The 25,342-nt window shown below is 57.7% G+C and carries 24 protein-coding genes; 18 read left to right on the top strand and 6 right to left on the bottom strand.

The features are described 5' to 3' along the window. Positions 1–104 precede the first annotated feature (104 nt). On the bottom strand, positions 105–1,004 hold the full coding sequence (gene lpxO, locus CCX46_RS15650) for a lipid A hydroxylase LpxO (protein WP_127927834.1): 900 nt from the start codon (positions 1,002–1,004) through the stop codon (positions 105–107). 376 nt (positions 1,005–1,380) lie between these two features. On the opposite strand from lpxO, the gene CCX46_RS15655 reads away from it, so the two are divergent. Together CCX46_RS15655 and CCX46_RS15660 are read left to right on the top strand one after the other, a co-directional pair. Next, positions 1,381–2,967 carry an ABC-F family ATPase gene (locus CCX46_RS15655; RefSeq protein WP_077572769.1) on the top strand — a complete coding sequence of 529 codons (1,587 nt, stop codon included), beginning with the start codon at positions 1,381–1,383 and terminating at the stop codon, positions 2,965–2,967. Positions 2,968–3,248: 281 nt separating this feature from the next. Further along, positions 3,249–4,436 carry an MFS transporter gene (locus tag CCX46_RS15660; RefSeq protein ID WP_127927836.1) on the top strand — a complete coding sequence of 396 codons (1,188 nt, stop codon included), beginning with the start codon at positions 3,249–3,251 and terminating at the stop codon, positions 4,434–4,436. A gap of 125 nt (positions 4,437–4,561) precedes the next feature. Here the strand turns inward: CCX46_RS15660 and CCX46_RS15665 are convergent, their stop codons facing one another. Beyond that, positions 4,562–5,599 (bottom strand): alpha/beta hydrolase family protein, encoded by a 1,038-nt coding sequence (locus tag CCX46_RS15665; RefSeq protein ID WP_127927838.1) that lies wholly within the window; start codon positions 5,597–5,599, stop codon positions 4,562–4,564. A gap of 236 nt (positions 5,600–5,835) precedes the next feature. Continuing rightward, the gene (locus CCX46_RS15670) at positions 5,836–6,447 is read right to left on the bottom strand and encodes an FMN-dependent NADH-azoreductase (protein ID WP_127927840.1); all 612 of its coding nucleotides are present in this window, start codon (positions 6,445–6,447) and stop codon (positions 5,836–5,838) included. Between the two features lie 126 nt (positions 6,448–6,573). On the opposite strand from CCX46_RS15670, the gene CCX46_RS15675 reads away from it, so the two are divergent. Together CCX46_RS15675 and CCX46_RS15680 are read left to right on the top strand one after the other, a co-directional pair. Then, positions 6,574–7,482 carry a LysR substrate-binding domain-containing protein gene (locus CCX46_RS15675; protein WP_127927842.1) on the top strand — a complete coding sequence of 303 codons (909 nt, stop codon included), beginning with the start codon at positions 6,574–6,576 and terminating at the stop codon, positions 7,480–7,482. Next, positions 7,479–7,838 carry an MmcQ/YjbR family DNA-binding protein gene (locus CCX46_RS15680; RefSeq protein WP_127927844.1) on the top strand — a complete coding sequence of 120 codons (360 nt, stop codon included), beginning with the start codon at positions 7,479–7,481 and terminating at the stop codon, positions 7,836–7,838. Before CCX46_RS15675 ends, CCX46_RS15680 begins: the two co-directional genes overlap by 4 nt. 121 nt (positions 7,839–7,959) lie before the next feature. On the opposite strand, the gene CCX46_RS15685 is transcribed toward CCX46_RS15680, so the two are convergent. Together CCX46_RS15685 and CCX46_RS15690 are read right to left on the bottom strand one after the other, a co-directional pair. Next, positions 7,960–8,388, bottom strand: a complete 429-nt coding sequence (locus tag CCX46_RS15685; protein ID WP_127927846.1) for a DUF1294 domain-containing protein — start codon at positions 8,386–8,388, stop codon at positions 7,960–7,962. Further along, the gene (locus tag CCX46_RS15690) at positions 8,385–9,215 is read right to left on the bottom strand and encodes an undecaprenyl-diphosphate phosphatase (protein WP_127927848.1); all 831 of its coding nucleotides are present in this window, start codon (positions 9,213–9,215) and stop codon (positions 8,385–8,387) included. The genes CCX46_RS15685 and CCX46_RS15690 overlap by 4 nt, the downstream gene beginning before the upstream one ends. 304 nt (positions 9,216–9,519) lie before the next feature. Between CCX46_RS15690 and CCX46_RS15695 the strand changes: the two genes are divergently transcribed. The 9 genes from CCX46_RS15695 to CCX46_RS15735 all read left to right on the top strand — a co-directional run bounded on the left by CCX46_RS15695 (position 9,520) and on the right by CCX46_RS15735 (position 17,846). After that, entirely contained in the window at positions 9,520–11,154 is a 1,635-nt protein-coding gene (locus CCX46_RS15695) for a methyl-accepting chemotaxis protein (RefSeq protein WP_127927850.1), read from the top strand. A gap of 255 nt (positions 11,155–11,409) precedes the next feature. After that, the gene (gene pnuC, locus CCX46_RS15700; protein ID WP_127927852.1) at positions 11,410–11,973 is read left to right on the top strand and encodes a nicotinamide riboside transporter PnuC; all 564 of its coding nucleotides are present in this window, start codon (positions 11,410–11,412) and stop codon (positions 11,971–11,973) included. Beyond that, the gene (locus tag CCX46_RS15705; RefSeq protein WP_127927854.1) at positions 11,970–12,494 is read left to right on the top strand and encodes an AAA family ATPase; all 525 of its coding nucleotides are present in this window, start codon (positions 11,970–11,972) and stop codon (positions 12,492–12,494) included. Before pnuC ends, CCX46_RS15705 begins: the two co-directional genes overlap by 4 nt. Before the next feature lie 357 nt (positions 12,495–12,851). Continuing rightward, positions 12,852–13,304, top strand: a complete 453-nt coding sequence (locus tag CCX46_RS15710) for a hypothetical protein (protein ID WP_127927856.1) — start codon at positions 12,852–12,854, stop codon at positions 13,302–13,304. 1 nt (position 13,305) lies between these two features. Further along, positions 13,306–13,881 carry an adhesin gene (locus CCX46_RS15715; protein WP_127927858.1) on the top strand — a complete coding sequence of 192 codons (576 nt, stop codon included), beginning with the start codon at positions 13,306–13,308 and terminating at the stop codon, positions 13,879–13,881. Between the two features lie 73 nt (positions 13,882–13,954). Next, positions 13,955–14,959 (top strand): heme utilization protein, encoded by a 1,005-nt coding sequence (locus CCX46_RS15720; RefSeq protein WP_127927860.1) that lies wholly within the window; start codon positions 13,955–13,957, stop codon positions 14,957–14,959. A gap of 62 nt (positions 14,960–15,021) precedes the next feature. Continuing rightward, positions 15,022–15,702, top strand: coding sequence for a C39 family peptidase (locus CCX46_RS15725; protein ID WP_127927862.1), 681 nt, complete (start codon positions 15,022–15,024; stop codon positions 15,700–15,702). Positions 15,703–15,746: 44 nt separating this feature from the next. Beyond that, a complete protein-coding gene (locus CCX46_RS15730) occupies positions 15,747–16,496 on the top strand; it encodes a hypothetical protein (RefSeq protein ID WP_127927865.1) in 750 nt (249 codons plus the stop codon). 45 nt (positions 16,497–16,541) lie between these two features. Continuing rightward, entirely contained in the window at positions 16,542–17,846 is a 1,305-nt protein-coding gene (locus tag CCX46_RS15735; protein ID WP_127927867.1) for a hypothetical protein, read from the top strand. A 99-nt stretch (positions 17,847–17,945) separates the two neighbouring features. Here CCX46_RS15735 and CCX46_RS15740 read toward each other — a convergent pair whose 3' ends face one another. Then, positions 17,946–19,271: a sigma-54 dependent transcriptional regulator gene (locus CCX46_RS15740; RefSeq protein WP_127927869.1), complete on the bottom strand. Its 1,326-nt coding sequence runs from the start codon at positions 19,269–19,271 to the stop codon at positions 17,946–17,948. A gap of 354 nt (positions 19,272–19,625) precedes the next feature. On the opposite strand from CCX46_RS15740, the gene CCX46_RS15745 reads away from it, so the two are divergent. From CCX46_RS15745 to nhaB, 5 genes are all read left to right on the top strand, one after another. Further along, complete coding sequence (locus CCX46_RS15745; RefSeq protein ID WP_016983763.1) at positions 19,626–19,892, top strand: hypothetical protein; 267 nt, start codon at positions 19,626–19,628, stop codon at positions 19,890–19,892. 278 nt (positions 19,893–20,170) lie between these two features. Beyond that, positions 20,171–21,460 carry a hypothetical protein gene (locus CCX46_RS15750; RefSeq protein WP_127927871.1) on the top strand — a complete coding sequence of 430 codons (1,290 nt, stop codon included), beginning with the start codon at positions 20,171–20,173 and terminating at the stop codon, positions 21,458–21,460. Between the two features lie 132 nt (positions 21,461–21,592). Continuing rightward, positions 21,593–22,525, top strand: a complete 933-nt coding sequence (locus CCX46_RS15755) for a hypothetical protein (protein WP_127927873.1) — start codon at positions 21,593–21,595, stop codon at positions 22,523–22,525. Between the two features lie 205 nt (positions 22,526–22,730). Then, on the top strand, positions 22,731–23,651 hold the full coding sequence (locus CCX46_RS15760) for a hypothetical protein (protein WP_127927875.1): 921 nt from the start codon (positions 22,731–22,733) through the stop codon (positions 23,649–23,651). 172 nt (positions 23,652–23,823) lie between these two features. Next, positions 23,824–25,326: a sodium/proton antiporter NhaB gene (gene nhaB, locus CCX46_RS15765; protein WP_127927877.1), complete on the top strand. Its 1,503-nt coding sequence runs from the start codon at positions 23,824–23,826 to the stop codon at positions 25,324–25,326. Positions 25,327–25,342 lie beyond the last annotated feature (16 nt).

Here is a 25,342-nt window from a genome sequence, read left to right on the forward strand (position 1 = left end):
TAGCTCCCACAGGGTTCTGAGTCGAATGCAAAAATTGCTATCACTCAAGACTAAAGTGGGAGCGAGCCTGCTCGCGAAGGGGCCTGCCAAACCAATGCAAAAATTCAGATCAGAATGAAGATCGCCAGCAAACCACCGAAGATCGCCCACTTTTCCATGTAGTAACGCTTGCGATTGCGTTTTTTCAGCTCTTTACCACGCAGGCGAATCTTGTAGATCCGGGTAAACAAACGGTTGATCCCGCCAGTACGGTCGCCAGCATCGTTCGGTGCACCTGCCGCCGACATAACGGTACGGCTGAACCAGGCGTTGAACGCTGAGGCCCAGCGGTACTTCATCGGCCGCTCGATGTCGCAGAACAGGATGATGCGGTTCTTGTCAGTGGTGTTTTCGGCGTAATGAATAAACGTCTCGTCGAACATCACCGCTTCGCCGTCACGCCAGTGGTAGCTCTCACCATCGACGTTGATATAGCAGCCAGCGTCGTTCGGTGTGTCCAGGCCCAGGTGATAACGATAGGAGCCCGCATAGGGATCACGATGACGCACCAGCTTCGAACCCGGTGGCAGCTCGGCAAACATCGCGGCCTTGATCGAACCGATGTTCTGCACCAGCTCGGTGGTGCGCGGGCACAGTTTCATGGCCGACGGATGGCTCTCGCCGTACCACTTAAGGTAGAAACGCTTCCAGCCACTCTTGAAGAAGGAGTTGAAGCCAACATCGTCGTACTGGTTAGAGCGCTTGATCTCGCCGGCACGCAGCAGATTTTGCCCTTCCTCGCGGATTTCCTCCCAGTGCGCCTGTAGCGGGCTCAAGTCGGGAAAATCAGCCGGGTCGAGGTAAGGCTTGTTCGGCTTTTTCGAGAACAGATACAAGAAGCAGTTGATCGGCGCGAGGAACGTCGAATGGTCGCTGAGCTGTCGGCCCAGTTTGTGGCGCACACGGCCACGAAGATGAACGTATGCAATTGAAATGACATAAATAGCGGCAATGATGAGTTTCACGGAAATCGTCACACGTCAGAAGTGAACAAACTGCGCGCCGGCGGCCTGAAGCCCCGCGTCTTATGCAGTGGTCTGAATACACATGGCACGTCCTTGGCCCGCGCCGTTACCGGACGCTCGGTGAAAGGTGGCATTTTAGCCACAGTTTGTAACCGATAGTGAACCTTCATCTGTGAAAAACTGTCCCGCGATCATGCCAATCGGCGATCGTGGCGTCTTCGCCCTATCGTTTAAAGAGCCAGACCAGTACAATCGCCGCCAAACTTTACGCGCCCCCTTGGTTGATGTCGGGATTCTCCCGCTTCAGCGCACTTTGACTCGGGCCGAGCGCTCCAGCCGCACCTCGCTTTTTAAGAATGCTTCGCAGGAATAACTCTTGATTTCTACAGCTAACATCACGATGCAGTTCGGCGCCAAGCCGCTCTTCGAAAACGTTTCGGTCAAATTCGGCGCGGGCAATCGCTACGGCCTGATCGGCGCCAACGGTTGCGGCAAGTCGACCTTCATGAAAATCCTCGGCGGTGACCTCGACCCGTCCGGTGGTCAGGTCATGCTCGAGCCGAACGTGCGTCTGGGTAAATTGCGCCAGGACCAGTTCGCCTACGAAGAATTCACCGTGATCGACACCGTGATCATGGGTCACGAAGAGCTGTGGAAGGTCAAGGCCGAGCGCGATCGCATCTACTCGCTGCCGGAAATGAGCGAAGAAGACGGCATGGCCGTGGCCGAGCTGGAAACCGAATTCGCCGAAATGGACGGCTACACCGCCGAATCCCGTGCCGGTGAACTGTTGCTGGGCCTGGGTATCGGCATCGAGCAGCACTTCGGCCCGATGAGCGAAGTTTCGCCGGGCTGGAAACTGCGCGTGTTGCTGGCGCAGGCACTGTTCTCCGATCCGGAAGTGCTGTTGCTCGACGAACCGACCAACCACCTGGACATCAACACCATTCGCTGGCTGGAAAACGTGCTGACCCAGCGCAACAGCCTGATGATCATCATCTCCCACGACCGTCACTTCCTGAACAGCGTGTGCACGCACATGGCTGACCTGGATTACGGCGAGCTGCGTCTGTTCCCGGGCAACTACGACGAGTACATGACCGTGGCGACCCAGTCGCGCGAGCAACTGCTGTCGGACAACGCCAAGAAGAAAGCGCAGATTTCCGAGCTGCAATCGTTCGTCAGCCGCTTCTCGGCCAACGCCTCGAAAGCCAAGCAGGCCACTTCCCGCGCCAAGGCGATCGACAAGATCCAGCTGGCCGAGGTCAAGCCTTCGAGCCGCGTGAGCCCGTTCATCCGCTTCGATCAGAACAAGAAGCTGCACCGCCAGGCGGTCATCGTCGAGAAAATGGCCAAAGGCTTCGACGGCAAACCACTGTTCAAAGACTTCAGCTTCCAGGTTGAAGCCGGCGAGCGCGTGGCGATCATCGGCCCGAACGGTATCGGTAAAACCACCCTGCTGCGCACCCTGGTCAACGAACTGACCCCGGACGCCGGCGCCATCAAGTGGACCGACGCCGCGGAACTGGGCTACTACGCTCAGGACCACGCGCACGACTTCGAAGACGACGTTACCCTGTTCGACTGGATGGGTCAGTGGACTCAGGGCGAGCAGATGATTCGCGGTACCTTGGGCCGCATGCTGTTCTCCAACGACGAGATCCTCAAGTCGGTCAAAGTGATTTCCGGTGGTGAGCAAGGTCGCATGCTGTTCGGCAAGCTGATCCTGCAAAAGCCGAACGTGCTGATCATGGACGAACCGACCAACCACTTGGACATGGAATCGATCGAGGCGCTGAACCTGGCGCTGGAAAACTACCCGGGCACGCTGATCTTCGTCAGCCACGACCGTGAGTTCGTATCGTCCCTGGCCACGCGCATCATCGAGCTGAGCCCGGATGGCGTGACTGACTTCAGCGGCACTTACGATGACTACCTGCGTAGTCAGGGTGTTGTGTTCTAAACAGCAGCTTCTAGTGTTGAGCTGCTAGCTTCAAGCTAAAGCCCTGTCCATGTGACGGGGCTTTTTGCATTTCAGGGTGAGGGATTTGCTGGTGCGGATACCTTCGCGAGCAGGCTCGCTCCCACAAGGGGAATGCATTCCAAGGGTGGGAGCGAGCCTGCTCGCGAAGGGGCCATCAGCAGCTACATCAATCCTCAGGGAAAATAGTTAGCCTGCTTTCTTTTGTATGACGCTCAAGCCATGATGCGAACTCTCCCTCCGCCGCCCGCGAACGAGTCCTCATGTCTGCGCAGCAACTGCCACCGCAAAGCTCCATGGCGATCACCCTGCAGATCGTCTCCATCGTTTTCTACACCTTTATTGCGTTCCTCTGCATCGGTTTGCCGATCGCAGTGTTGCCCGGTTATGTGCACGAACAATTGGGTTTCAGCGCGGTCATCGCCGGGCTGGTGATTGGCTCGCAATATCTGGCCACCCTGCTCAGCCGGCCGATGGCCGGGCGCATGTCGGATACGCTCGGCACCAAACGGGCGATCATTTATGGCTTGTGGGGGATTGTCCTCAGCGGCTTGCTGACGCTGGTCTCTACGCTGCTACAGGACTTTGCGCTGACCAGCCTGATCATCTTGATTATCGGGCGTTTGCTGCTCGGCATCGCGCAAGGGCTGATTGGCGTTGGCACGATCAGTTGGTGCATGGGCCAGGTCGGCGTCGAACACACCGCAAAATCCATTGGCTGGAACGGCATCGCTTCCTATGGCGCGATTGCCATTGGTGCGCCGCTGGGTGTGATAATGGTCGCCGATTACGGTTTCACCAGCCTCGGCATCGCGCTAGCGGTCCTTGCGGCCGGCGCACTGCTGCTGATCCGCAATAAACCGTCGGTGCCGGTGATCCGTGGCGAGCGGCTACCGTTCTGGGCCGTGTTCGGGCGGATCGCGCCGTATGGCGCCAGCCTGACCCTCGCCTCGATCGGCTACGGCACGCTGACCACGTTTATCACCCTTTATTACCTTAATCGCGGCTGGAGCGGCGCGGCGTATTGCCTGACAGTGTTCGGCGTATGTTTCATTCTGTCGCGGCTGCTGTTTATTTCGGCGATCAGCCGTTTCGGCGGCTTCAAATCGGCGATCGCCTGCATGACCATCGAAACCGCCGGGCTGCTGATGTTGTGGCTGGCACCGTCCACCGCTTTCGCTTTGATCGGCGCGGGACTGGCGGGGTTTGGCCTGTCGCTGGTGTACCCGGCGCTGGGCGTTGAGGCGATCAAGCAGGTGCCCAGTTCCAGTCGCGGTTCGGGCTTGGGCGCTTACGCGGTGTTCTTCGATCTGGCGCTGGCGATTGCCGGGCCGCTGATGGGCGCGGTGGCGTTGAATCTGGGGTATTCGTGGATATTCTTCAGTGCGGCGCTGTTGTCGGTGATCGGGCTGGGCCTGACTTTGTTGCTCCAGCGCCGGGCAACGACCTGAATCAGCGACGCAAAACCAATGTGGGAGCGAGCCTGCTCGCGAAGGCGTAGTGTCAGTCGATATATGTGCTGACTGATTCACCGCTTTCGCGAGCAGGCTCGCTCCCACAAGGGTTCTGCACCTGACTATTGATCCGCGGTTTGCATGCCGGCCCGGGTCGGTTTGCCCAGCGTGTGCGAGAAGAAGCGCCCGGCTTCAGAGATCAGATTGCGATGGATATCCTCGCGATCCACCCCATCAGCATCGGTACACAGCGCCGGCATCGCGCGAATCTGCTCTTCATTACACGGCGCCATAAAAACGAAGTGCCCTGCCCCGGCCAGCAGCTTGAAATCCGGCGCTGTCGGCAGTTTGCGCGCCAGCGCGGCAGCGTTCTTGTCGAAGGCCACCAGTTTGTCGCCGTCGCCGCTGTAGAGCAGCACCGGCACATGCACATCAGCCAGGGTGTGACGGCCGAACTTCAGGCTCAGCGGCGCCATCAGCAGCAACGCATGCACGCGCGGATCGGCCACCGGTTGCAGGTCATCGCGATCGACGATCAATTCACCCTGCGTATTGCAGGCGTCACGATCATCCGGACGTTCCTGGCAATAACGACGCAGGCGATCGAGGTCCGGTTGCGCCCCGGACAGAATCAACGCCGTCTCGCCGCCCGCCGAATAACCGATCACGCCCACCTGTTCGGCATTGACGTACGGCGCGAGCATGCGGTCGCCGAGGGTTGCAGTGATCGCTTCGGAAATCTGGATCGGCCGCCCGTACAGATTGCTCAGGGTACCGAGTCGGCTGTGGTCTTTGGAGTTGTCACCGGGGTGAATCACCGCCACCACGACAAAGCCTTTGCGTGCCAGCGAGGTGGCAAGGTCGTGCAGCGCCAGGGGCGTGCCGGTGTTGCCGTGGGAGAGCATCAACATCGGAAAGCGGCCGATGGCGACTTTGGTGTCTTCGCCGGCCTCGACTGAGTAGCCCTCGAGCAGGCTCATGTGTTCGCGATCGCTGGAGGGATAAAACGCGATGGCGCGCATCGGTTGCAGATCCAGAGGGTCGAGGAAGGTCATCTCGTGATAACCGACGCTCCACACAGGGTGTCGCCCAGGCGCAGCATGCACTGTGTTAAGGCTGCCAAGCAGGCAAATCAGTAACGTTGCACAAAGACGCATCATGGGATGCCCCACCCTGTTGTTACTCAATCGAAAGATCCGTTGCGTGGCGGGCCAGAACCACCGGGGATTCGGTGTTTCGGTACGACATTGCACTCAGATGCTGATTGTCTGACTGCATAACCCGGGCCAGATTATGTAACAGTCAGAAACAAAAAACTCCGTATTCGCCCCTTGCGGAACCAGAATACAGAGTTTTTCGGGTGTTACCTGAACATCAGCTGTTCTTTACGCAAGCCTTACGCCGCGGCGAACAATTGCTCGCTGATTTTTGCTTGCGCAGCGGTCATCGCGTTGTTGCGCACTTCTTCGCCATACGCCAGACCTTCGGCGCGGACGATTTCGATGTCGGTGATGCCGAGGAAGCCCAGAACCAGCTTCAGGTATTCTTCGTGAGCGATGCCGCTGGCCTGACCGGCATGGATACCGCCGGAGGTCGAAACGATCACCACTTTCTTGCCACCGCACAGGCCTTCAGGGCCGGCTTCGGTATAACGGAAGGTCTGACCGGCAACCGCAACGCGATCGATCCACGCCTTGAGTTGAGTCGGTACGGTGAAGTTGTACATCGGCGCTGCAATCACTACGGCGTCGGCAGCAATGAACTCGGCCAGGGTCGAAGCGCTCAGTTCGGCTTCGTGCTGTTGTGCGGCGTTGCGCAGTTCAGCGGTGGTACCGGCGGCGACCAGTGTGGTCGACGAGAAGTGGCTGATGGCGTCGGCGGCCAGGTCGCGGTAGGTCACGACAGCGTTTGGCTCGGCGGTTTGCCAGGCTTTGACGACTTCGCTGCTCAACTGACGGGAAGCCGAGTTGTCGCCCAGAATGCTCGAATCGATATGCAGCAGTTTCATGTGGAATCTCCTGGAATGAATCGCCGATGGCGACGGAATGGAGACAATCCTACGCAAGAAACCAATGGATGATTAGCCGCCTGAAATGCGATAGTTTGTCCCATTGATAGAACAGTGGATTTCCCTATGCAAGACCTCAACGATCTTTACTATTTCGCCAAAGTCGTCGAGGCCGGCGGGTTCGCGGCGGCCGGGCGCTTGCTGGGCATTCCCAAGTCACGACTGTCACGGCGCATAGCCGAACTGGAAGAACGCCTCGGCGCGCGTTTGCTGCAACGCACCACCCGACAACTCAACCTCACGGCGGTGGGTGAACGCTATCTGCGTCACTGTCAGGCGATGTTGCTGGAAGCAGAAATGGCCGATGAGGCCGTGGCGAGCATGTCCAGCGAGCCGCGCGGCCGTTTGCGGGTCTCCTGCCCCACCGGTCTGGCCCGGGAAATGTTGCCGTGGGTCATCAGCGAATTTTTAGGCAAATTTCCGCAGGTGCAACTGGAAGTGGTATTGCTCAATCGCCGGGTCGATCTGGTCGGCGAAGGTTTTGATGTCGCGCTGCGTGTGCGCGAGCACGGTGACGAAGATCCGTTGTTGGTGACCCGGCGTTTGCGCCAGGCGCAAATGGTCGTGGTGGCCAGTCCGGCATTTATCGATGGGCAAACGATCAACCATCCGCAAGACCTCAAAAGCCTGCCCGTGCTCGGCGCGCTGGAGGCGGATCGCATGGTGCATGTGCGCTTGCTCGATCAGCAGGGCCATAGCTTTGAACTGAACATGGAAGCGCGCCTGGGCATCGATGACTTTATTGTGCGCAAAGCCTGCGTGCTGGCGGGTCAGGGTTTTACTTTGCTGCCGATGATGTACTGCGAAGAGGAACTGAGAAACGGCACCTTGGTGCAATTGCTGCCAGAGTGGTCGCTGCCCGGCGGCTGGCTGCAAGCGGTGTATCCGCATCGGCGCGGGGTGATGCCGGCGGTGCGCGCGTGGATCGATCATCTGGTCGAGTCGTTCAATGCCTGTGGGGAGCGGTTGTTATGAGCAAGGGAAAGATGAGCGAAGCCGATGTCGCGGCGTTCTGCCTGGCATTGCCGGGCGCTCGGGAAGATTACAAATGGGGTGGCGTGCGGGTGTTTTCGATTGCCGGCAACAAGATGTTTGCCTTGCAGGGACTGCGCGGTGATTCGCTGGCATTCAAGGTCGACAAGGATCTGTTTCTCGGCCATTGCGACCGCCCGGGGATTCACCCTGCGCCGTATCTGGCGCGGGCGCAGTGGATCATCATGCACCCGCCCTACCCGCTGGGTGCTGAGGAGTTACGCGGGTTGTTGCAGCGCTCGCACCAGTTGGTGGTGAGCAAGTTGCCGAAAAAGACCCAGGTGGGATTATTGCTCTAACCCCAATCCCCCCTGTGGGAGCGAGCCTGCTCGCGAAAGCGGACTTTCATTCAACGATGATGTTGTCTGACACGGCCTCTTCGCGAGCAGGCTCACTCCCACATTGGTTTTTTGCAGTTCTTTAGAACAGCGTCAGCAGATTCGAGCCAAGAAACAACTGGTCGATCCAGAACACTTGGTGCAGCACGACAATCACCCAGAACAGAATCTGAAACGACACCTTGCGCGTCTTGTGCCGGAACACTTGCTGGGCGATCAACGCGCCCGGCCAGCCGCCCGCCAGCTCTACGGCATGCAGGATGTTCTCCGGTGTACGCCAGGCAGCCGTCTGCGCCTTGCGCTTATCGGCCCAATACATGAAGAACGCCAGCACACTGACGATCCCGTAAGCGGCCAGCGGCACCAGCGAAATCCCGCGCAGCCACATCGACAACGAGCCGAACAGCGGCAGCGCGCAGACGATCAGCAGAACCAGCAGTTTCAATTTCAGGTGCTGAATGTTGCCGCCCGAAGGTCGCCCTTCGGGCCGGCGTGCGCGGGAATCACTCATGGTTTGGCCGCCGCCCAGTCGATCCAGCCAAACTGCCACGTCGCCAGAATCACCAGACCAAACACGATCCGATACCAGGCGAACGCCGCGTAGCTGTGGCTGGCGATGAACTTGAGCAAGCCGCGCACGGCGATCATGGCGAAGATGAACGCCGTGACAAAACCGATGGCGAACACCGGGAAGTCTGCCGGTACAAACAGATCGCGGTACTTGTAGCCCGAGTAAACCGCCGCACCGACCATGGTCGGCATGGCGAGGAAGAACGAAAACTCGGTGGCGGTCTTGCGCGACAGGCCGAACAGCAACCCGCCAATGATCGTCGAGCCAGAGCGCGAGGTGCCAGGAATCATCGCCAGACACTGGGCGAAGCCGACTTTCAAGGCATCTTTCCAGGTGATTTCGTCGACCGTCTCAGCGTGCACTTCATGCTGACGCTTTTCCGCCCACAACATGATAATGCCGCCCACCACCAGTGCTGTCGCAACGGTAATCGGGTTGAACAGGTATTCGTGGATCAGGTCGGCGAAGATCACGCCCAGCACCACAGCGGGCAGAAACGCGATCAGCAGGTTGGCGGTAAAACGCCGTGCGCTTGGCTGGGTCGGCAAACCGATGACCACATCGAAGATCTTGCGTCGAAACTCCCAGACCACCGCAAGAATCGCGCCGAGCTGGATGATGATATTGAACGCCATGGCTCGTTCGCCGCCGAATTCGAGCAAGTCGGCAACAATGATCTGGTGTCCGGTACTGGAAATGGGCAAAAACTCCGTCAGCCCTTCTACAACTCCTAGTATCAGTGCCTGCAAGGCCGTCCAAAGATCCATCAATCCCCCAAAGAGCGATGCGCGCCGGCATGCCCCGATAGTATTTTTTTACGTTCACTGCGATCAGCGTAGCTGGTTGTGGCTGTACCGATTCCGCGCGCACAGGATCCACACGAAACGGTCAAAATTCCGTGAAATATCAATTTGGATTCAGGTTTTCACGCGCGGGGCCGAAATCCTAACAGACAAGCCTTAATAGCGCTGCCGCGTTATACGACTTGGGTCGCGTATGCCCGCTCACGAAATCGTGGTTGGATGCTGGCGGTCGTTTATTACAAGAAAAAGAATCCGGAGTGACAGCGTTATGAACAGCTTGCGCAGTGTGTCGATCAGCCGACGCTTGTGGCTCATCTTGATTGTGGCGGTGGTCATGTTGCTGACCTTGGGCGTGTTGATGCTCAAGCAGATCCACGACGACCTGTATCACGCCAAGGCCCAGAAAACCCAGCACGTGGTACAGACGGCCAGCGGCCTGCTGACCTATTACCACGACCTCGAAACCGCCGGCACTTTGAGCAAAGACGCGGCGCAGAAGCAGGCGCTGACGGCGATTCGCGGCCTGCGCTACGACCAGAGCGATTATTTCTGGATCAACGACCTCACGCCCGTGATGGTCATGCACCCGACCAATCCGAAACTCGAAGGCCAGAACCTCTCGGCGATCCGCGATCCGGACGGCTTTGCGGTGTTCAACGAAATGGTTGCCATCGCCAAGGCCAAAGGTGCCGGCATGGTCGACTACCGTTGGCCGAAACCCGGCGCCAGTGAGCCGGTGGCCAAGACTTCCTACGTCAAACTGTTCGAACCTTGGGGCTGGGTGCTTGGCTCCGGGGTTTATGTCGATGATGTGCAGGCGGAATTCCAGGGCCAAATGATCAAGGCTTCGGTCATCGGCTTGGCGATTGCGCTGATCATGGCGCTGCTGGTGATCCTGATCGCACGCAGCATTGTGCGTCCGCTGCAAGAAACCGTGAACGCCATGGCCAACATTGCCAGTGGTGAAAGCGACCTGACCCGCAGTCTCGATACCCATGGCAAGGATGAAGTCACCGAGCTTGCGCATCACTTCAACGCCTTCACCGCCAAACTGCGACGGGTGATCGGCGATTTGCAGGTGTCGGCCAGCGCCTTGGGTCAATCGTCCAGTGAACTGGGCAACGACGCCTCGCAGGCCCAGCAACGCAGCCAGCAGCAATCGCAGCAGATGGAACTGGTGGCCACGGCGATCAACGAAGTGACCTATGGCGTGCAAGATGTGGCGAAGAACGCCGAGCATGCCGCCGCCGAAATGCGTGACGCCGAAGCGCAGGCGCAACAGGGCCAGATCAACATCGACGGCAGCTTGCAGCAGATCGACAAGCTGTCCGGCACCATCGATCAAGCGGTTGAAGTGATTCGCACCCTGGCGGCCGAAAGCACCCAGATCGGTAGCGTGCTGGAAGTGATCCGCTCGATTGCCGAACAGACCAACCTGCTCGCACTCAACGCCGCGATTGAAGCCGCCCGTGCCGGTGAACAAGGTCGGGGGTTTGCCGTAGTCGCGGATGAAGTGCGCTTGTTGGCGCAGCGCACGCAGAAGTCGACAGCGGAAATCCAGTCGATGATCGAGCGCCTGCAGAACCATTCCGAGGCGGCCGTGAAGGTGATCGGTGACAGCAGCAAGGCGTCGCAATTGACCATTGAACAAGCCGGGCTGGCCGGTGCCAGTCTGAATGCCATCGGCCAGGCGCTGCGCAATCTCAATGGCCTGAATGCGTCGATTGCCAGCGCTACGTTGCAGCAGGCGCATGTGGTCGAGGACATCAATCAGAACGTGACGCAGGCTGCTGGCCTCTCGCACAGCACGGCGATCGCGGCCGAGCAGTCGAGTGCCGCCAGCCTGCGCCTCGGCCAGTTGAGCGAACAACTCAACGCCCTCCTGCGCCAGTTCCGCGTCTGACCCGTGTAACTCTGGTGAGCCCACCCCTCACCCCAGCCCTCTCCCCGAGGAGAGGGGGCCGACCGAGGTGTCTCAAGCTATACGTCGACCTGAAAAATCGAGTCGATTATGGATTCAACGCAGAAAGACCAGGTCGGCGTATCTCGAACATCCAACTTGGTCAGTCCCCTCTCCCTCCGGGAGAGGGTTAGGGTGAGGGGTTTGGCCCAATGCAGTACAATCCGCCCCCTCCTCAATTTCCCCCAAGGAACCCCCATGTCCGGGCTTGAACTGTTTGCCGCCGCCCTTGGCGTGATCGCCGTGTGGCTGACGGCCAAACAGAATCCGTGGTGCTGGCCGATCGGGCTGATCATGGTGCTGCTCTACAGCTGGATCTTCTTCGAAGTGAAGCTGTACTCGGACATGTTGCTGCAAGTGATTTACGCCGCATTGCAAGTCTATGGCTGGTGGCAATGGACTCGCGCCGGGACGATGCATGACGGCCGCGAGGTCACCCGCCTCGATCAACGCTCTATCCTGATCGGCCTCGGTGCTGGCGCGGTCGGCAGCCTGCTGCTCGGCGCGGCCATGGCCCACTGGACCGACGCCGCGCAACCGTGGCTCGATGCCGCGCTCACCGGTTTCAGCCTGGTTGCGCAACTGTGGATGGCGCAGAAACGCCTGCAATGCTGGGCGTTGTGGTTTGTGCTCGATGTGATCTTTGTCGGCTTGTTCATCTATAAAGGGCTGTACCTGACCGCTGCGCTGTACGGTCTGTTCACTCTGCTGGCCATTCAAGGCTTTCGCGAATGGCGCGCTGACCCGGCGTTGCGCACATGAAGGTCGTGGTGCTGACCGGGCCTGAATCCACCGGCAAGAGCTGGCTGGCGGCGGGCCTGCAACAACGCTTTGGCGGTGTGCGCGTGGATGAATACGTGCGTCGGTTTATCGAACACAATCCCCGCGATACGTGCCTTGCCGACATCCCTGATATCGCTCGGGGCCAGTTGCAACGGGAAGATGAAGCGCGGGCGCAACAGCCGTCGTTGCTGATTCTCGACACCCATTTGTTGAGCAACATGCTGTGGAGCCAGACGCTGTTCGGTGACTGCCCGGACTGGTTGGCATCCGAGTTGCTGACCCGGCATTACGACCTGCACCTTCTCTTGTCCCCGGAACAGGTCGACTGGACCGATGACGGTCAGCGCTGTCAACCGGATCTGGACGAGCGTCTGGCGTTTTACCAGTCCACGCAAAACTGGCTGGAAACCCACCATCAGCGCTTTCTGATCATTCAGGGCAATTGGGCCGAACGCCAACGACAGGCTTTTGCCGCCGTCGAGCAACTGCTGGCGGAGTGACCCGGCCAACGGGTCAGTTTCCCCAATGATCCCCCCTGTTTTGGGGGCAAAGTGTCCGATCCTGAAACACTCCGTGAGGTGCAAAGTGCCCGTCTCAGCACTGTTCACTGTTTTGTCATCGCCGTTGTTTCACGGTTGAAACACATCGTCGCAAACCCTCGTTCCAGAGCTTTGTTCAGCCAATAGACAGGTCGGCGCGCTCACGCGTGTATCAATCCTGAAACAGTGTGTGTATCAGCTGCGCGGCTGATTTTTGCAAGCATCTGAAACCAAACAACATTTAAAAAGCGGCACAGCTTTCGCTCTCTCCTTCACAACGCTGACTCGGGCCAGCCCACTGAAGAAGGAATTGCAGCCGTGGGGAATATCCAAAAAGGTTTGACCTGCCTTCTGCTGATCGGATCAGCAGCCAGCACATTGCTCAGTTTCAATGTCCACGCAGAAGGCAATGGCGTCATCGTCCTCAACCGCGATGTCCAGCCGATCCCGATTGGTCGCAATGGCGGCAAAGACCCCTACCCGACCACCGTCAATGCCAATCCGTCAGCACGCATCAACTCCACCATGAACAGCACCGAATTGAGCGACGGCGACTTCGCCGGTGTCGCCAGCGGCAGCGCGTTCCGCACCGTCAACAATGTCCAGGCCGGCAGCAATCTGCCAGGCCTCAATACCGTCACCAATCCCAATGGTATGCCCGGCATGAGCGCAGGACACGGCGGCGGTTCCGGTGGCGCGATTTCCGGCACGATCAACCGCGCCATGAGTTCCGGCCTTGCGCCATTGACCCGCATGGCCGGAGGCCAATGAGATGAATCGTTCACTCCTTCTGCTTGCCCTGCTCGGTTGCACCACTGCCATGGCTGCTGAACCTGGTTCAGTGAACAAGGCCAACATTCAAGATTCCGGGGTTCAGTACCGCGGCAATTTCAACGTCAACCAGGCGGCTGGCGATCAAATGCAACAAGCCAACGTCAAGGCCGTGGCGATCGGCACCGAATCCCACGCCACTACCAGCGTCCTGCAGAAAATCGATACACCTGCCTCGCGCTCGATGGACGCCAGCGCAACCATCGGCGGCACCTCTTTCAGCAATGGCAACGGGATCCTGGGCGTGAACCAGGGTGCCGGGGCCAACAACCAGATGGCCAATGTGACGCGCGTCAGCATCAGTGCTGCCCCGCAGAGCGTTGACGACAGTGCCCTTTCGCAACAGAACGTGGCGCTTTTACCGAGCTCAGGAGCAACTGGTACCTCACCCGGCAGTCGCCAGGTCACGACAAGTGATCAGGCCTTCACCGGCAGCCGCGGGGTAATCCAGGTGAACCAGAGTGCCGGGGTGGGGAACCGAATGGCTAACACCCTGAGCATCCGGGTCGCTGACTGACCCAAACAACAAAAGCAGTGCAATTAGAAAGTACCAACACTTAACCAACTAATAAGCACGATGGAGAAACACCATGAAACCTACAATGGCTCTCAAACCACTGGTTTTCGCACTTGCAGCAGTGATGGCAATCGCAGCACAGGCAGGCGGTCGTGATGACGATCATGGTAATGGTCACGGTAATGGTCACGGTAACGGCCATGGTAATAACCAGCCTAAAGGCCCAACCCTGGAACAACTGCTGCAAATCACCGCAGGCGCTGGTGCCGCTGTGCTTGACGTGCAAGACAGCGACGGCAACGTGGTGAAAAACCAGGGCACTCTGAACAACGCTAATGCCAGTGATTCGCTCAACGGTTCCAACGGCAACATGGGCGCCAACGTTGCAGCCGGCGACGGCAACCAGCAGGACAACGCTGCTGCGCTGGCCACAGCTGACGAAAGCTTCATCTTCGGTAACGCTGTTGCTGCTTCGAGTGCAACTCAAGTCAACAACAACAACTATGTGAAAAACTCGTCCACCTTCAACAACGCTACGCTCAACAACGCAGGCAACAATGGTTCCGGCAACATCGGCATCAACGTCACTGCCGGCAACTTCAACCAGCAGAAAAACAACCTGGCGATCGCCGTATCCGGTGGCCGCGTAGCTCAGGCTGCTGCTTCTGCCAACCAGTCTTCCACTGGCCTGGTTGTAGAAAACAAAGGCGTGCAGGCCTACAAAACCGACACCCTCACCGGCACTTATGCCGCTGCTGGCGTGTTCAAAGCCAAAGGCACTGCAACCATCGAAGATGATGACCACCACGGCGGTTATGGCAATCGTGGCGGCGGCCACGGCGGCAACGATGACCAGAAAGCCAAGTTCGAAGCCGTGGGTACCTTTGGCCTCGCTGGCGTAACCACTCAGCAAGTGATGACCAAAGACGGCTGGAAAGCCCCTGTGGTCAACAATGCCAACATGACCAACTCGATGAACAACTTCTCCGGCAACGGCGGAGCCAACGTCTCGGCGGGTGTGGGCAACCAACAAAGCAACTCGCTGTCCATCGCTGCTGGCTGCAGAGCCTGCCTGTAATCGCGATCGAACGAAAGCCCCGGAAACGGGGCTTTTCCTCAGTCCGCAAAGGCGTATCGATCATGCGTAAGACTGCCCTCCTCGCTCTGCTTTTCGTCTGTGGCCTGACTCAGGCCGGTCAGATGCCCGTGGCTGCCCTGCCGGGTGGCACGCTCGTCTACAAAAACGTGCAGAGCATCCGTGAGCGCAAGTTTGCCGACATCGTCGAACAGAAAACCGATTTCAGCTGCGGCGCTGCTGCACTGGCAACGGTATTACGCCAGGCCTATTGGCTCGACGTCGATGAGGAGCACATCATCAAAGGCATGCTGGTCAACGCTGACCAGGACCTTGTTCGTACTCAAGGTTTTTCCATGCTCGACATGAAACGCTACATAGAAAGCATCGGCATGCGCGCCAGGGGTTACAAGATTCCACCGGAAAAGCTCGAAGCGGTAACGATCCCGGTGGTGGTACTGATGGAAATTCGCGGCTACAAGCATTTCGTCGTGTTGCAGCGTTCGGACAAGGACTGGGTTTACATCGGAGACCCGGTGCTCGGCCATAAACGCTACAAACATGATGACTTTGTCAAAGGTTGGAACGGCATTGTCTTCGCCATCGTCGGTCCCGGATATGACAAGGCCAACGCCTTGCGCAGCCCTCCGGTGCCCTTGACGGCCAAGAACAAGCTGGATGGTTTCAACCCGGTCAAAGATGCTGAATTGATGGATTTCGGGTTCATTCAGAGCGACTTCTTTTAATCGCCGATTATAGAAAATGGGACTGGATGTCCCGGGAGCAGCAGATGAAAACCTCATACTGGCTGGCCGCCGCCTGCCTGGCAGCGAGTGCGTCAGGCTATGCCAATGCAGGATTCAAACCCATAGAAATCAAGGACCAGGAGCTCGCCGAGCTGCGTGGTCGTTATGTCATGCCGGGGCGGATTATCAGCTTCGGCATTGTCATGAGCAGTACCTGGCGCAACGCCAGCGGAGACCTGATCGGAGCGTCTGCCTCGATGCAGGTGCAACAGGCCACAATCAAACCAGAATTCTACGTTTCGACCATCAAGGAGATGGGCAACGGCAGTACGCCGGAACTGGGCACAGGATCGATTATCGGCGGTGCCGGTCTTAACTCATCGTCGGGCGTGACGCAGAGCGTACGCGCGGCGGGTGATGGCAACACGGCGAACAACAACGTCGCCATCAACGTCAAGGAAGCCAATCAGGCGCCAGCACTCGCACCCGCACAGGGCCAAGCCCTGCTGGCCGGCCAGACCATTTCCGGCAGTAATGCCGCCGGCAATGTCGCGGTGTCGGCAACCGGTACGGGTGGCGTGCAAATGGCGATTCAAGCCAGTGGCAATCAAGGTTCGGCGCTGCAACAGGTCGCCTCCAGCGGCTTACTGCAGAACACCCGCCTGCTCGGCAGTGCCAACGTGGTCAACAACCTGACTCAACTTAATGTCGTACTCAATAATAACGGCAGAAGCGCCGGCGCACTGGATTGCAACCTGACTCAACTCGGGGCCCTACGCAGTATTGGATATTGAACTACGCTGAGTCTCGATCATTGGGCTTAAAGGGACGGCTTATTCATGTATCGATCAGTATCACTGCGTGCCGCAGTGTGTTTGAGCACTCTTCTTCCCGCGGCCATGCTGCAAGCAGCACCGGATGCAGATGTACAGGCCCTGAAACAGGAACTTCTGGAGCTGAAACAACGATACGAAGTACAACAAAAGGCCCTGGCGGTTCTCGAACAACGAGTCCGCCAGGTTGAAGAACAACCCGCCGCCCCACCACCAAAACGGCTGGCAAAATCGCCGTCGGACATGAAAGGCAACCGCGTCGCCACCGGCACCGGTGCGGCAGCAGCATCAGGAGGCGCCGCCGGGGGCAGTGGCGCTTCTTACGGGCAATCACTGGCGGACGACTCACAACCGGCGCAGAGCGTTTCCAACCTGTATGACGAGGCCAGTGGCTTCTTCGGCGGCGGCAAGTTCAGTGTCGAAACCGGCATCACCTACTCGCGCTATGACACCCGTCAGCTGATTCTCAACGGGTTCCTCGCACTCGATTCGATCTTTCTTGGCAACATCAACCTTGACCGGATCAAGGCTGACACCTGGACCCTCGACCTTACCGGCCGCTACAACTTCGACAACCGCTGGCAGTTCGACCTGAACGTGCCCGTGGTCTATCGCGAATCGACTTATCAGTCGGGCGGCGGCAATGAGGGCGCGGCCGGTGTCACTACAGAAGAAACCGTCACCAAGGATCCCACCATTGGCGACGTCAACTTCGGCATCGCTTACAAGTTCCTCGACGAGTCGGTCAATACGCCGGACGCGGTGGTCACACTGCGGGTCAAGGCGCCAACCGGCAAGGATCCGTTCGGGATCAAACTGCGCCAGACCGATGCCAACTCCAATCTGTTTGTACCTGACACCCTGCCCACCGGCAACGGCGTCTGGTCGATCACCCCCGGCATATCGCTGGTCAAGACGTTCGACCCGGCGGTGCTGTTCGGCAGTTTGTCCTACACCCACAACCTGGAGGAGTCGTTTGACGACATCAGTTCGACGGTCAACCAGAAAAACCCGGGCAAGGTAAAGATCGGCGACAGCTTCCAGATCGGCGCCGGTATTGCGTTTGCGCTGAACGAGAAGATGAGTATGTCGTTCTCGGTGTCTGACCTGGTGCAGCGCAAGAGCAAGCTGAAACAGGATGGCGGGGATTGGGAATCGGTGGTGTCCAGCGACGCCAACGCCGGTTACTTCAACGTCGGCATGACCATTGCGGCCACCGATAACCTGACCATCGTACCCAACCTGTCCATCGGCATGACGGATGATGCCCCGGACTTTTCCTTCAGCCTGAAATTCCCGTATTACTTCTAGGCAAAAGCCAAAGATCGCAGCCGTCGGCAGCACCTACATCGGATTTGTGTAATCCCTGTAGGAGCTGCCGAAGGCTGCGATCTTTTGCTCTTCAGCCAGCTAGCGGATCTGATGTTTGTGCAGCAAACGGTAAAACGTCGGCCGCGACACCCCCAGTACTTTGGCCGCAACACTGAGATTATCGCTGTGCCGGTTCAACACATCGCACAGTGCCTGGCGCTCGGCGCGGGTCTTGTAGTCTTCCAGCGTGCCCATGGGTGTCGCGATCGAGTGCTGGCTGATCAGCCCCAGGTCTCGGGCCTCGATCTGCCGCCCTTCGGCCAACACCAGCCCGCGCCGCACACGGTTGGCCAGCTCACGGACGTTGCCCGGCCAGTCATGTTTGCCCATGGCAATCAGCGCGTCTTCGCTGAAGCTGCGCGGGCGTCGACCGGTTTCGTGGCTGTAGAAATGGGAAAAATGGTTGGCCAGCATTGAGAGGTCGCCGTGGCGTTCGCGCAAAGGCGCAGTGACCACTTGCAGCACGTTGAGCCGGTAATACAAATCTTCGCGAAATCGCTTCTTCTCAATGGCCGCTTCCAGGTCGACGTGAGTCGCCGCCAGAACCCGCACATCCACCGGAATCGGCTGGCTGCCGCCGACACGTTCAATGTGCCGTTCCTGCAGGAAACGCAGCAGATTGGCTTGTAGCTCCAGCGGCAGATCGCCGATTTCATCGAGAAACAGCGTGCCGCCATTGGCCGCTTCGATGCGCCCGATCTTGCGTTGATGCGCGCCGGTGAAGGCGCCTTTCTCGTGGCCGAACAGCTCGGATTGAATCAAATGCTCAGGAATCGCCCCACAATTGATTGCCACAAACGGCTTGCTGTGACGCTGGGACTGGCGGTGCAGCGTGCGCGCGACCAGTTCTTTGCCGGTACCGCTTTCGCCGCGGATCAACACAGGCGATTCGGTGGGTGCCAGTTTGCTGAGTAGTTTGCGCAGTTCACGGATCGGTTTGCTGTCACCGAGCAGTTCATGTTCGGGCTGATCGACGTGGATCGTGCCTTGCCCGCGCAAACGCGCCATGCCGAACGCGCGCCCGAGCGTCACCTGCACGCGCGAGACGTCGAACGGCAAGGTATGAAAATCGAAAAACCATTCACAAACGAAGTCACCGACGTTCTGTAAGCGCAGCACTTCCTGATTGAGCACGGCGATCCATTCGGTGCCACTGCGGCTGATCAGTTCTTTGACGGCTTCGGGACGTTCGAGGTGAAACGGCTGCAAACGCAACAAGCCGACGTCACAACTGCGATCGGCAGCGTTTTCCAGGGTACAACTATCAACATCCCAACCTACGGCGCGTAATCCGGGCAATAAGCGGTGGCAGTCGTCGCACGGATCGACCACCAGTAAACGTCGTAACGCAGGCGCTTCGCTCATGACTGTTCCTTGGCGCCAAATTATTAGAAATGATTGTAAAAACAGTCATTTGGCAGACCCGACTGTAACATTAGCAAGATTTTGACAGGGCCTTGTATCGATTGCTTATAGGTGTACAAGCAATCACGTTATAAGAAGCAAAGTTGTTAGTGAGCTATCGACTAATCCCAGCCTTAACCTTTCAGGGAGCTTTCAAAAACCTGTCGGTAAAGCAACGCCATGAAAGAAAGTTGAAATTTCTTTGTTTCATGTGTGACCTGCCTGCGGGTTCGGTGCATCAGTACAAGTACCAGCCGAACGGTAAGCCCAACCGACGGCACATCACTTGATTGGGCACCATAGAGAGAACAACCCATGACCGCCCCGCTCCGTATCAACGAAGCTCTTTTGATTGCCAACCACGCGTTCAAACCTTTCCAGTGCGTGGCCTGGGCGCCACAAGACGGCAATGGCGAACTGAGCCTTACCGTCATTGACCGAACCAATTCGCACATCGGTCGCAAACAGATCCCAAGCAGCGCCTACTCCGATCCAGCGCAACTCGAGCAACTACTGCAGCAGGCTCGCGCTGAGCTCAGCGAAGAAGGTTACAGCCTGCAATCGTGGTCGATGCCGCACTAACAGCCGGGCGATGCGGATGACTTTCAGGTCATCCGCCCTCTTCGCTTAGTTGTAATCTTTTAAACACCCGATACTTTTGTACAACTCTTTGCAAGGTGCTCAGGCTTAACTGCTTGGCCGGCTTGCTATTGGTTCAAAAAGACACTGTTCTGGCACAGTGCGACCCTCCACCTGTTAGTTCTTACAGTTGTACTTCTCCCGGTTCAGGGATTGAATGTTCCGCTCATGCAGTTACCCACCCGGTTCCGGTAAAGGTCAACTCGCAAGGAGATGCGTGCATGTCCACTCTGAACACTTTTGCGCTGCCGGCGTTATCGACGTCTGCCGGTCAACTCGATAAAACATTTGCCACCACCGGCATCGCCCAAGTGTATTTCGCTGACAGCCTGTCCAGCCTGACCGAGGATATCGCCCTCGATGCGCAGGGGCGGATCCTCGTCGCGGCGAAAGTCGGCGTTGCTGCCGGCAATCGATTCGGACTGGCACGAATGCTCGCCGATGGCTCGGCTGATCTGGCCTTTGGCGACAAAGGCAGCGTGATCGATACGTTTGCCCCAGGCTTCGAAGCCACGGCCGGTAAAGTCCAGGCACTGCCCGACGGGCGCATCCTGCTCGCCGGCCTGCATTATGAAAACGCTCATCGCACCCTGCCCGCACTGGCCCTGTTCGACGCTCAGGGCAAACCGGATTTGCGCTTTGGCGACAATGGTCGTCAGGTGGTGCGCTTGCCCGGCGATCTGTCCATGGGCAGCCGTGATGCCTGGCTGCCGCCGGGCGTACCGGGCGCCGAAGCCTGCGATTTTGTCGCCCAGGAAGACGGCCATATTCTGTTGATCGCCAATCACCACTTCGAACTCGCCGACCATGCCGGCATGCTGATTCGCCTCAAGCCCGACGGCAGCCTCGATGAAACCTTCAATGGCCGCGGTTTTGTGATGATTCGCCACTTGCTGCTCAACACCTGGCTGAGCAGTCTGCTGGTGCAGAAGGATGGGCGGATTGTGGTGGCAGGCTCCATCGACTTCCCGCAGGAGGGTTTATTGGCGCGCTACCTGCCCAATGGTCGCCTCGACGAACGCTTCGCCGTGGATGGTTTCATGGCGTTCAAGGCGCACGGCAAAAGCGCTCTGGTCAGTCAGGTCCTTGAGTCCGCCGACGCGCTGCACTGTTTCGGCAGCAGCCGCGATCCGATTCGTTGTATGGCGTACAGCCTGCACACCAATGGCCGCCCGAACCTGCACAACCATGCCGGCCAACCCCAACTGCTGGAAATCGGCCCCAGCGGCTGCCAATGGAGCGCCGCGCAACGTATGGCGGACGGCCGCATCATCGCGGTCGGTGCAACCATTGGTGGAATCGAAGCGGACTTTATCGTAGCCCGCTACTCGAGTGATGGCGGCCTGGATCACAGCTTTGCCGACGGTAAAGGCTGGCTGCGCACGCGCTTGGGCCGCAGCCTGGACACAGCCAATTCGCTGGCCGTGCAAGCGGATGACGCCATTCTCGTGGGCGGTTATTCACTGGATGGCAATTACCGGGCGATGGTGGCGCGGTATCTGAATCAATAGGCAGGCGGGACTGACCGTTCGTCGAAAACAGGTCTGTACCTGTAATTTCTGACAGTAGACGTCAACCTTGATCGGGCATCAGATAGCAGGGCGCAGAAAGCGGCGCGCCCATTCAGAAAAAGGAATTTTGATATGAACGATCTAGTGACACCGTCCAAACATCGGACATCGGTTGAGCTTTTCGGTGGAAGCGCTGAGCTTGCAGCTCCCCGGCTCATTTCAATCACCAATGGTGACAACCAGGTTATTCCACCTGACGGTACAACCACGAACGGTGATCTGTCTTTCGTCGGTTCGGCGGAGCCGAATCAATTAGCCGAGATACTGGACCATGGTATTCCTGCACACCCTCCCGTGAATGTTGACGCAGCGGGTCATTTCAGCGCCCTGCTGCTCAATCAGCAACGAGGCCGTCACGTATACAGTGTGAAAACAGCTGATGGTCAAGAGTCAGCGACGTGGACTGTCAATGTAGATGTGAGCGAAACGCTCTCAATCGACTCGGTATACGAACCTGACGGCAGGCCCGTCGGAAGAGGTGAAAGCACTTTCCATAATGTGCTGCATTTTATTGGCACGGCCACGCCAGGCAAAGTAGTGGAGCTGGTGAATAACGGTACGGTGCTAAAACTCTTGAATGTCGCTGACAACGGGCATTGGAGCGCCATTCTCGAGAACCTCGTGACAGGTACCCAAAACTTCATCGCTCGGGAAACCAATGGACAGCAATCATCGCCATGGCGGGTCCTGATAAAGCAACCTGCACCGATCAGCATTCAATTTGTCTTGGGCAATGAAAATTTTCAGCTGATCGCGAATCACGAGTCCACGTCCGATAGATCGGTGACTTTGGTTGGCACTGCAACTCCTGGTGAATCAGGCTGGATTGTCGAGTACAGCCGTGAATTGGTGCCCTTCACTGCAAATGAGCAGGGTGTCTACTACGCGACAATCAAGGACCTGGAAGAAAATCGGGTTCACAACTTCAGACTCCGATCCGATCTGGGTCGAATCTCAACGCCTTGGGTAATCCAGGTGGTTTCGTCGAAATTGCCAAAAAATTAGGTTCCTTACATAAGCAAAACAAATCCGCCGAGTCATGACTCGGCGGATTTTTTTCGTTCCGGCAGCGTTAGAGCAAAGGCATTCACCGTTCGTCCGGAATGCGCCTGTACCTGTAATTTCTGACAGTAGACACCAATCTTGATCGGGCATCAGATAGCAGGGCGCGCATGAATCATGCGCCGTCATCTGATAAGGGAGTTTTGAAATGAGCGAGCAAGAGGCACTGCAAAAACAAAATCCATCTGCCAAGACTTCAGACTATAACGCGAGAACCCTTCCCCGAATTCTTACAGTTACCGATCAGTACGGTGACCCCGTCCAGAACCCCGGGTTCACTAAAAGCAATCAACTTTATTTTGAGGGGAAGGCCCCGCGTAGTGAACTTGTGGAACTACTGGATAAGAGTATTCCCGTCTATCATCCCGTTTACGTTACAGAACATGGTGACTTCAATTTTTATCTGACAGATCAACGATCGGGTGATCATGAATACAGTGTAAAAGACAGTAATGGTTACGAGTCAGCGCCATGGGTGATCACTCTGGATATAACTGACGCGGTATCTATCGACTGGATAACAGGTCCTGACGGTCAGATGATCGAGGACAACGGTAGCACTCTGTTTAGCGAGCTGGATTTTGTTGGCCAAGGCGAAGCGGGTCAGAAGATCGAGCTGCTGGACAACGGCGTGGTCGTACAAACGTTTGCTGTAAATGAAATGAAACGCTGGTTTGGCAATGTAAAGGAACTGTCGACAGGTAGCCACGAATTCATGGCTCGAGGGCAAAAGGGTCAGGAATCAGCTGTCTGGCGCGTCCTGATCAAAAAACCGGCACCGCTCAGTATTCGCTTTGTACTGGGCCAGGAAAATTATCAGCTAATAGAAAATAACGGTGCAACGACGGATCAGGTAGTGACCATAGTTGGCACGGCGAACCCCAATGAAAAGGGCTGGGTCGTCACAAGTGCGAACGCTGCCGAACCCTTCGCAGCAAATGAAAGCGGTGTCTACTTCACAACTTTTCGGAACTTGGCAGCAGGGCGTCATAGCTTCAGTCTAAGATCCGATTTGGGGCGTGTCTCAGCGCCATGGGTGGTCATAGTGATTTACTCGAAATTGCCGTAACTCATTTCCCGCACGATCAAACAACGCCCCGCCGAGACATGCGTCGCAGGGGCGTTGTGTGTTCAGTGCCAGAAAGCCTGGCTACTACAAATTTGCGTCAAACCCAGTTACACCTTGAACTTGCATCGCACATCCGGCAACTTGCGCGCTTCAATAAAACAAGGAGCAACCGATGTCCGGTTCAATGGCCCAGGCGTTCGCGCACAATTTTCTCGGGCAATCGCCACGTTGGTACAAGGCGACCATCGTCGGTTTTCTGATCCTCAATGCGCTGGTGCTGTTCACGGTTGGCCCGGTCGCGGCCGGCTGGTTGCTGGTGATCGAATTCATCTTCACTCTGGCCATGGCGCTCAAGTGCTATCCGCTGATGCCCGGTGGCTTGCTGTTGATCGAAGCGTTGCTGCTGAAGATGACCACGCCGCAGGCGCTGTACGATGAACTGGTGCACAACTTTCCGGTGATCCTGCTGCTGATGTTCATGGTGGCCGGCATCTACTTCATGAAGGATCTGCTGCTGTTTCTGTTCTCGCGCCTGCTGCTGGGCGTACGTTCAAAAGCGGCGCTGGCGTTGATGTTCTGTTTTCTCTCGGCATTTCTCTCGGCGTTTCTTGATGCCCTGACGGTGACAGCGGTGATCATCAGCGCGGCGGTCGGCTTTTATTCTGTCTATCATCGCGTCGCGTCCGGTAATGATCCGCGCCAGGACAGTGAATTCGCTGACGACCAGAACCTGCCGACACTGCATCACGAAGATCTGGAGCAGTTCCGCGCATTCTTGCGCAGCCTGTTGATGCACGGTGCGGTCGGTACGGCGCTGGGCGGTGTTTGCACATTGGTGGGCGAGCCGCAGAACCTGTTGATCGGCCACGAAATGGGTTGGCACTTCGGCGAGTTCTTCACCAAGGTTGCGCCGGTTTCGCTGCCGGTGCTGGCGGCGGGTCTGGTCACCTGCGTGTTGCTGGAAAAGCTGCGTTGGTTCGGTTACGGCACACTGCTGCCGGACAATGTTCGCGCCGTGCTGGCCAACTATGCCGCCGAAGACAACGCCGAACGCACGGCGCGCCAACGCGCGGCACTGCTGGTGCAAGGCGCTGCGGCCCTGATCCTGATCGGTTGCCTGGCCTTGCACATCGCTGAAGTCGGTTTGATCGGCTTGATGGTGATTGTGCTGATCACCGCGTTTACCGGTATCACTGACGAGCATCGTCTGGGCAGCGCGTTCAAGGACGCCATGCCGTTCACCGCGTTGCTGGTGGTGTTTTTTGCGGTGGTCGCGGTGATTCACGATCAACAGCTGTTTGCACCGCTGATCCAGTGGGTGCTGGCCCTGCCGGTCGAACAACAACCGGGCATGCTGTTTATTGCCAACGGTTTGCTGTCGGCAATCAGTGACAACGTGTTTGTCGCGACGATTTACATCACCGAAGTGAAGCAGGCGTTCCTCGCCGGGCACATGAGTCGTGAGCATTTCGAGACGTTGGCGATCGCGATCAACACCGGCACCAACCTGCCAAGCGTGGCGACGCCGAATGGTCAGGCTGCGTTTCTGTTCCTGCTGACCTCGGCGATTGCGCCGCTGGTGCGCCTGTCGTACGGGCGGATGGTGTGGATGGCGTTGCCGTACACCTTCGTGATGGGGCTGCTGGGTTGGTATGCGGTGAGCTACTGGCTCTGACAAACACTGAATAAAC

The organism is Pseudomonas sp. RU47 (assembly GCF_004011755.1).
GTDB lineage: Bacteria > Pseudomonadota > Gammaproteobacteria > Pseudomonadales > Pseudomonadaceae > Aquipseudomonas.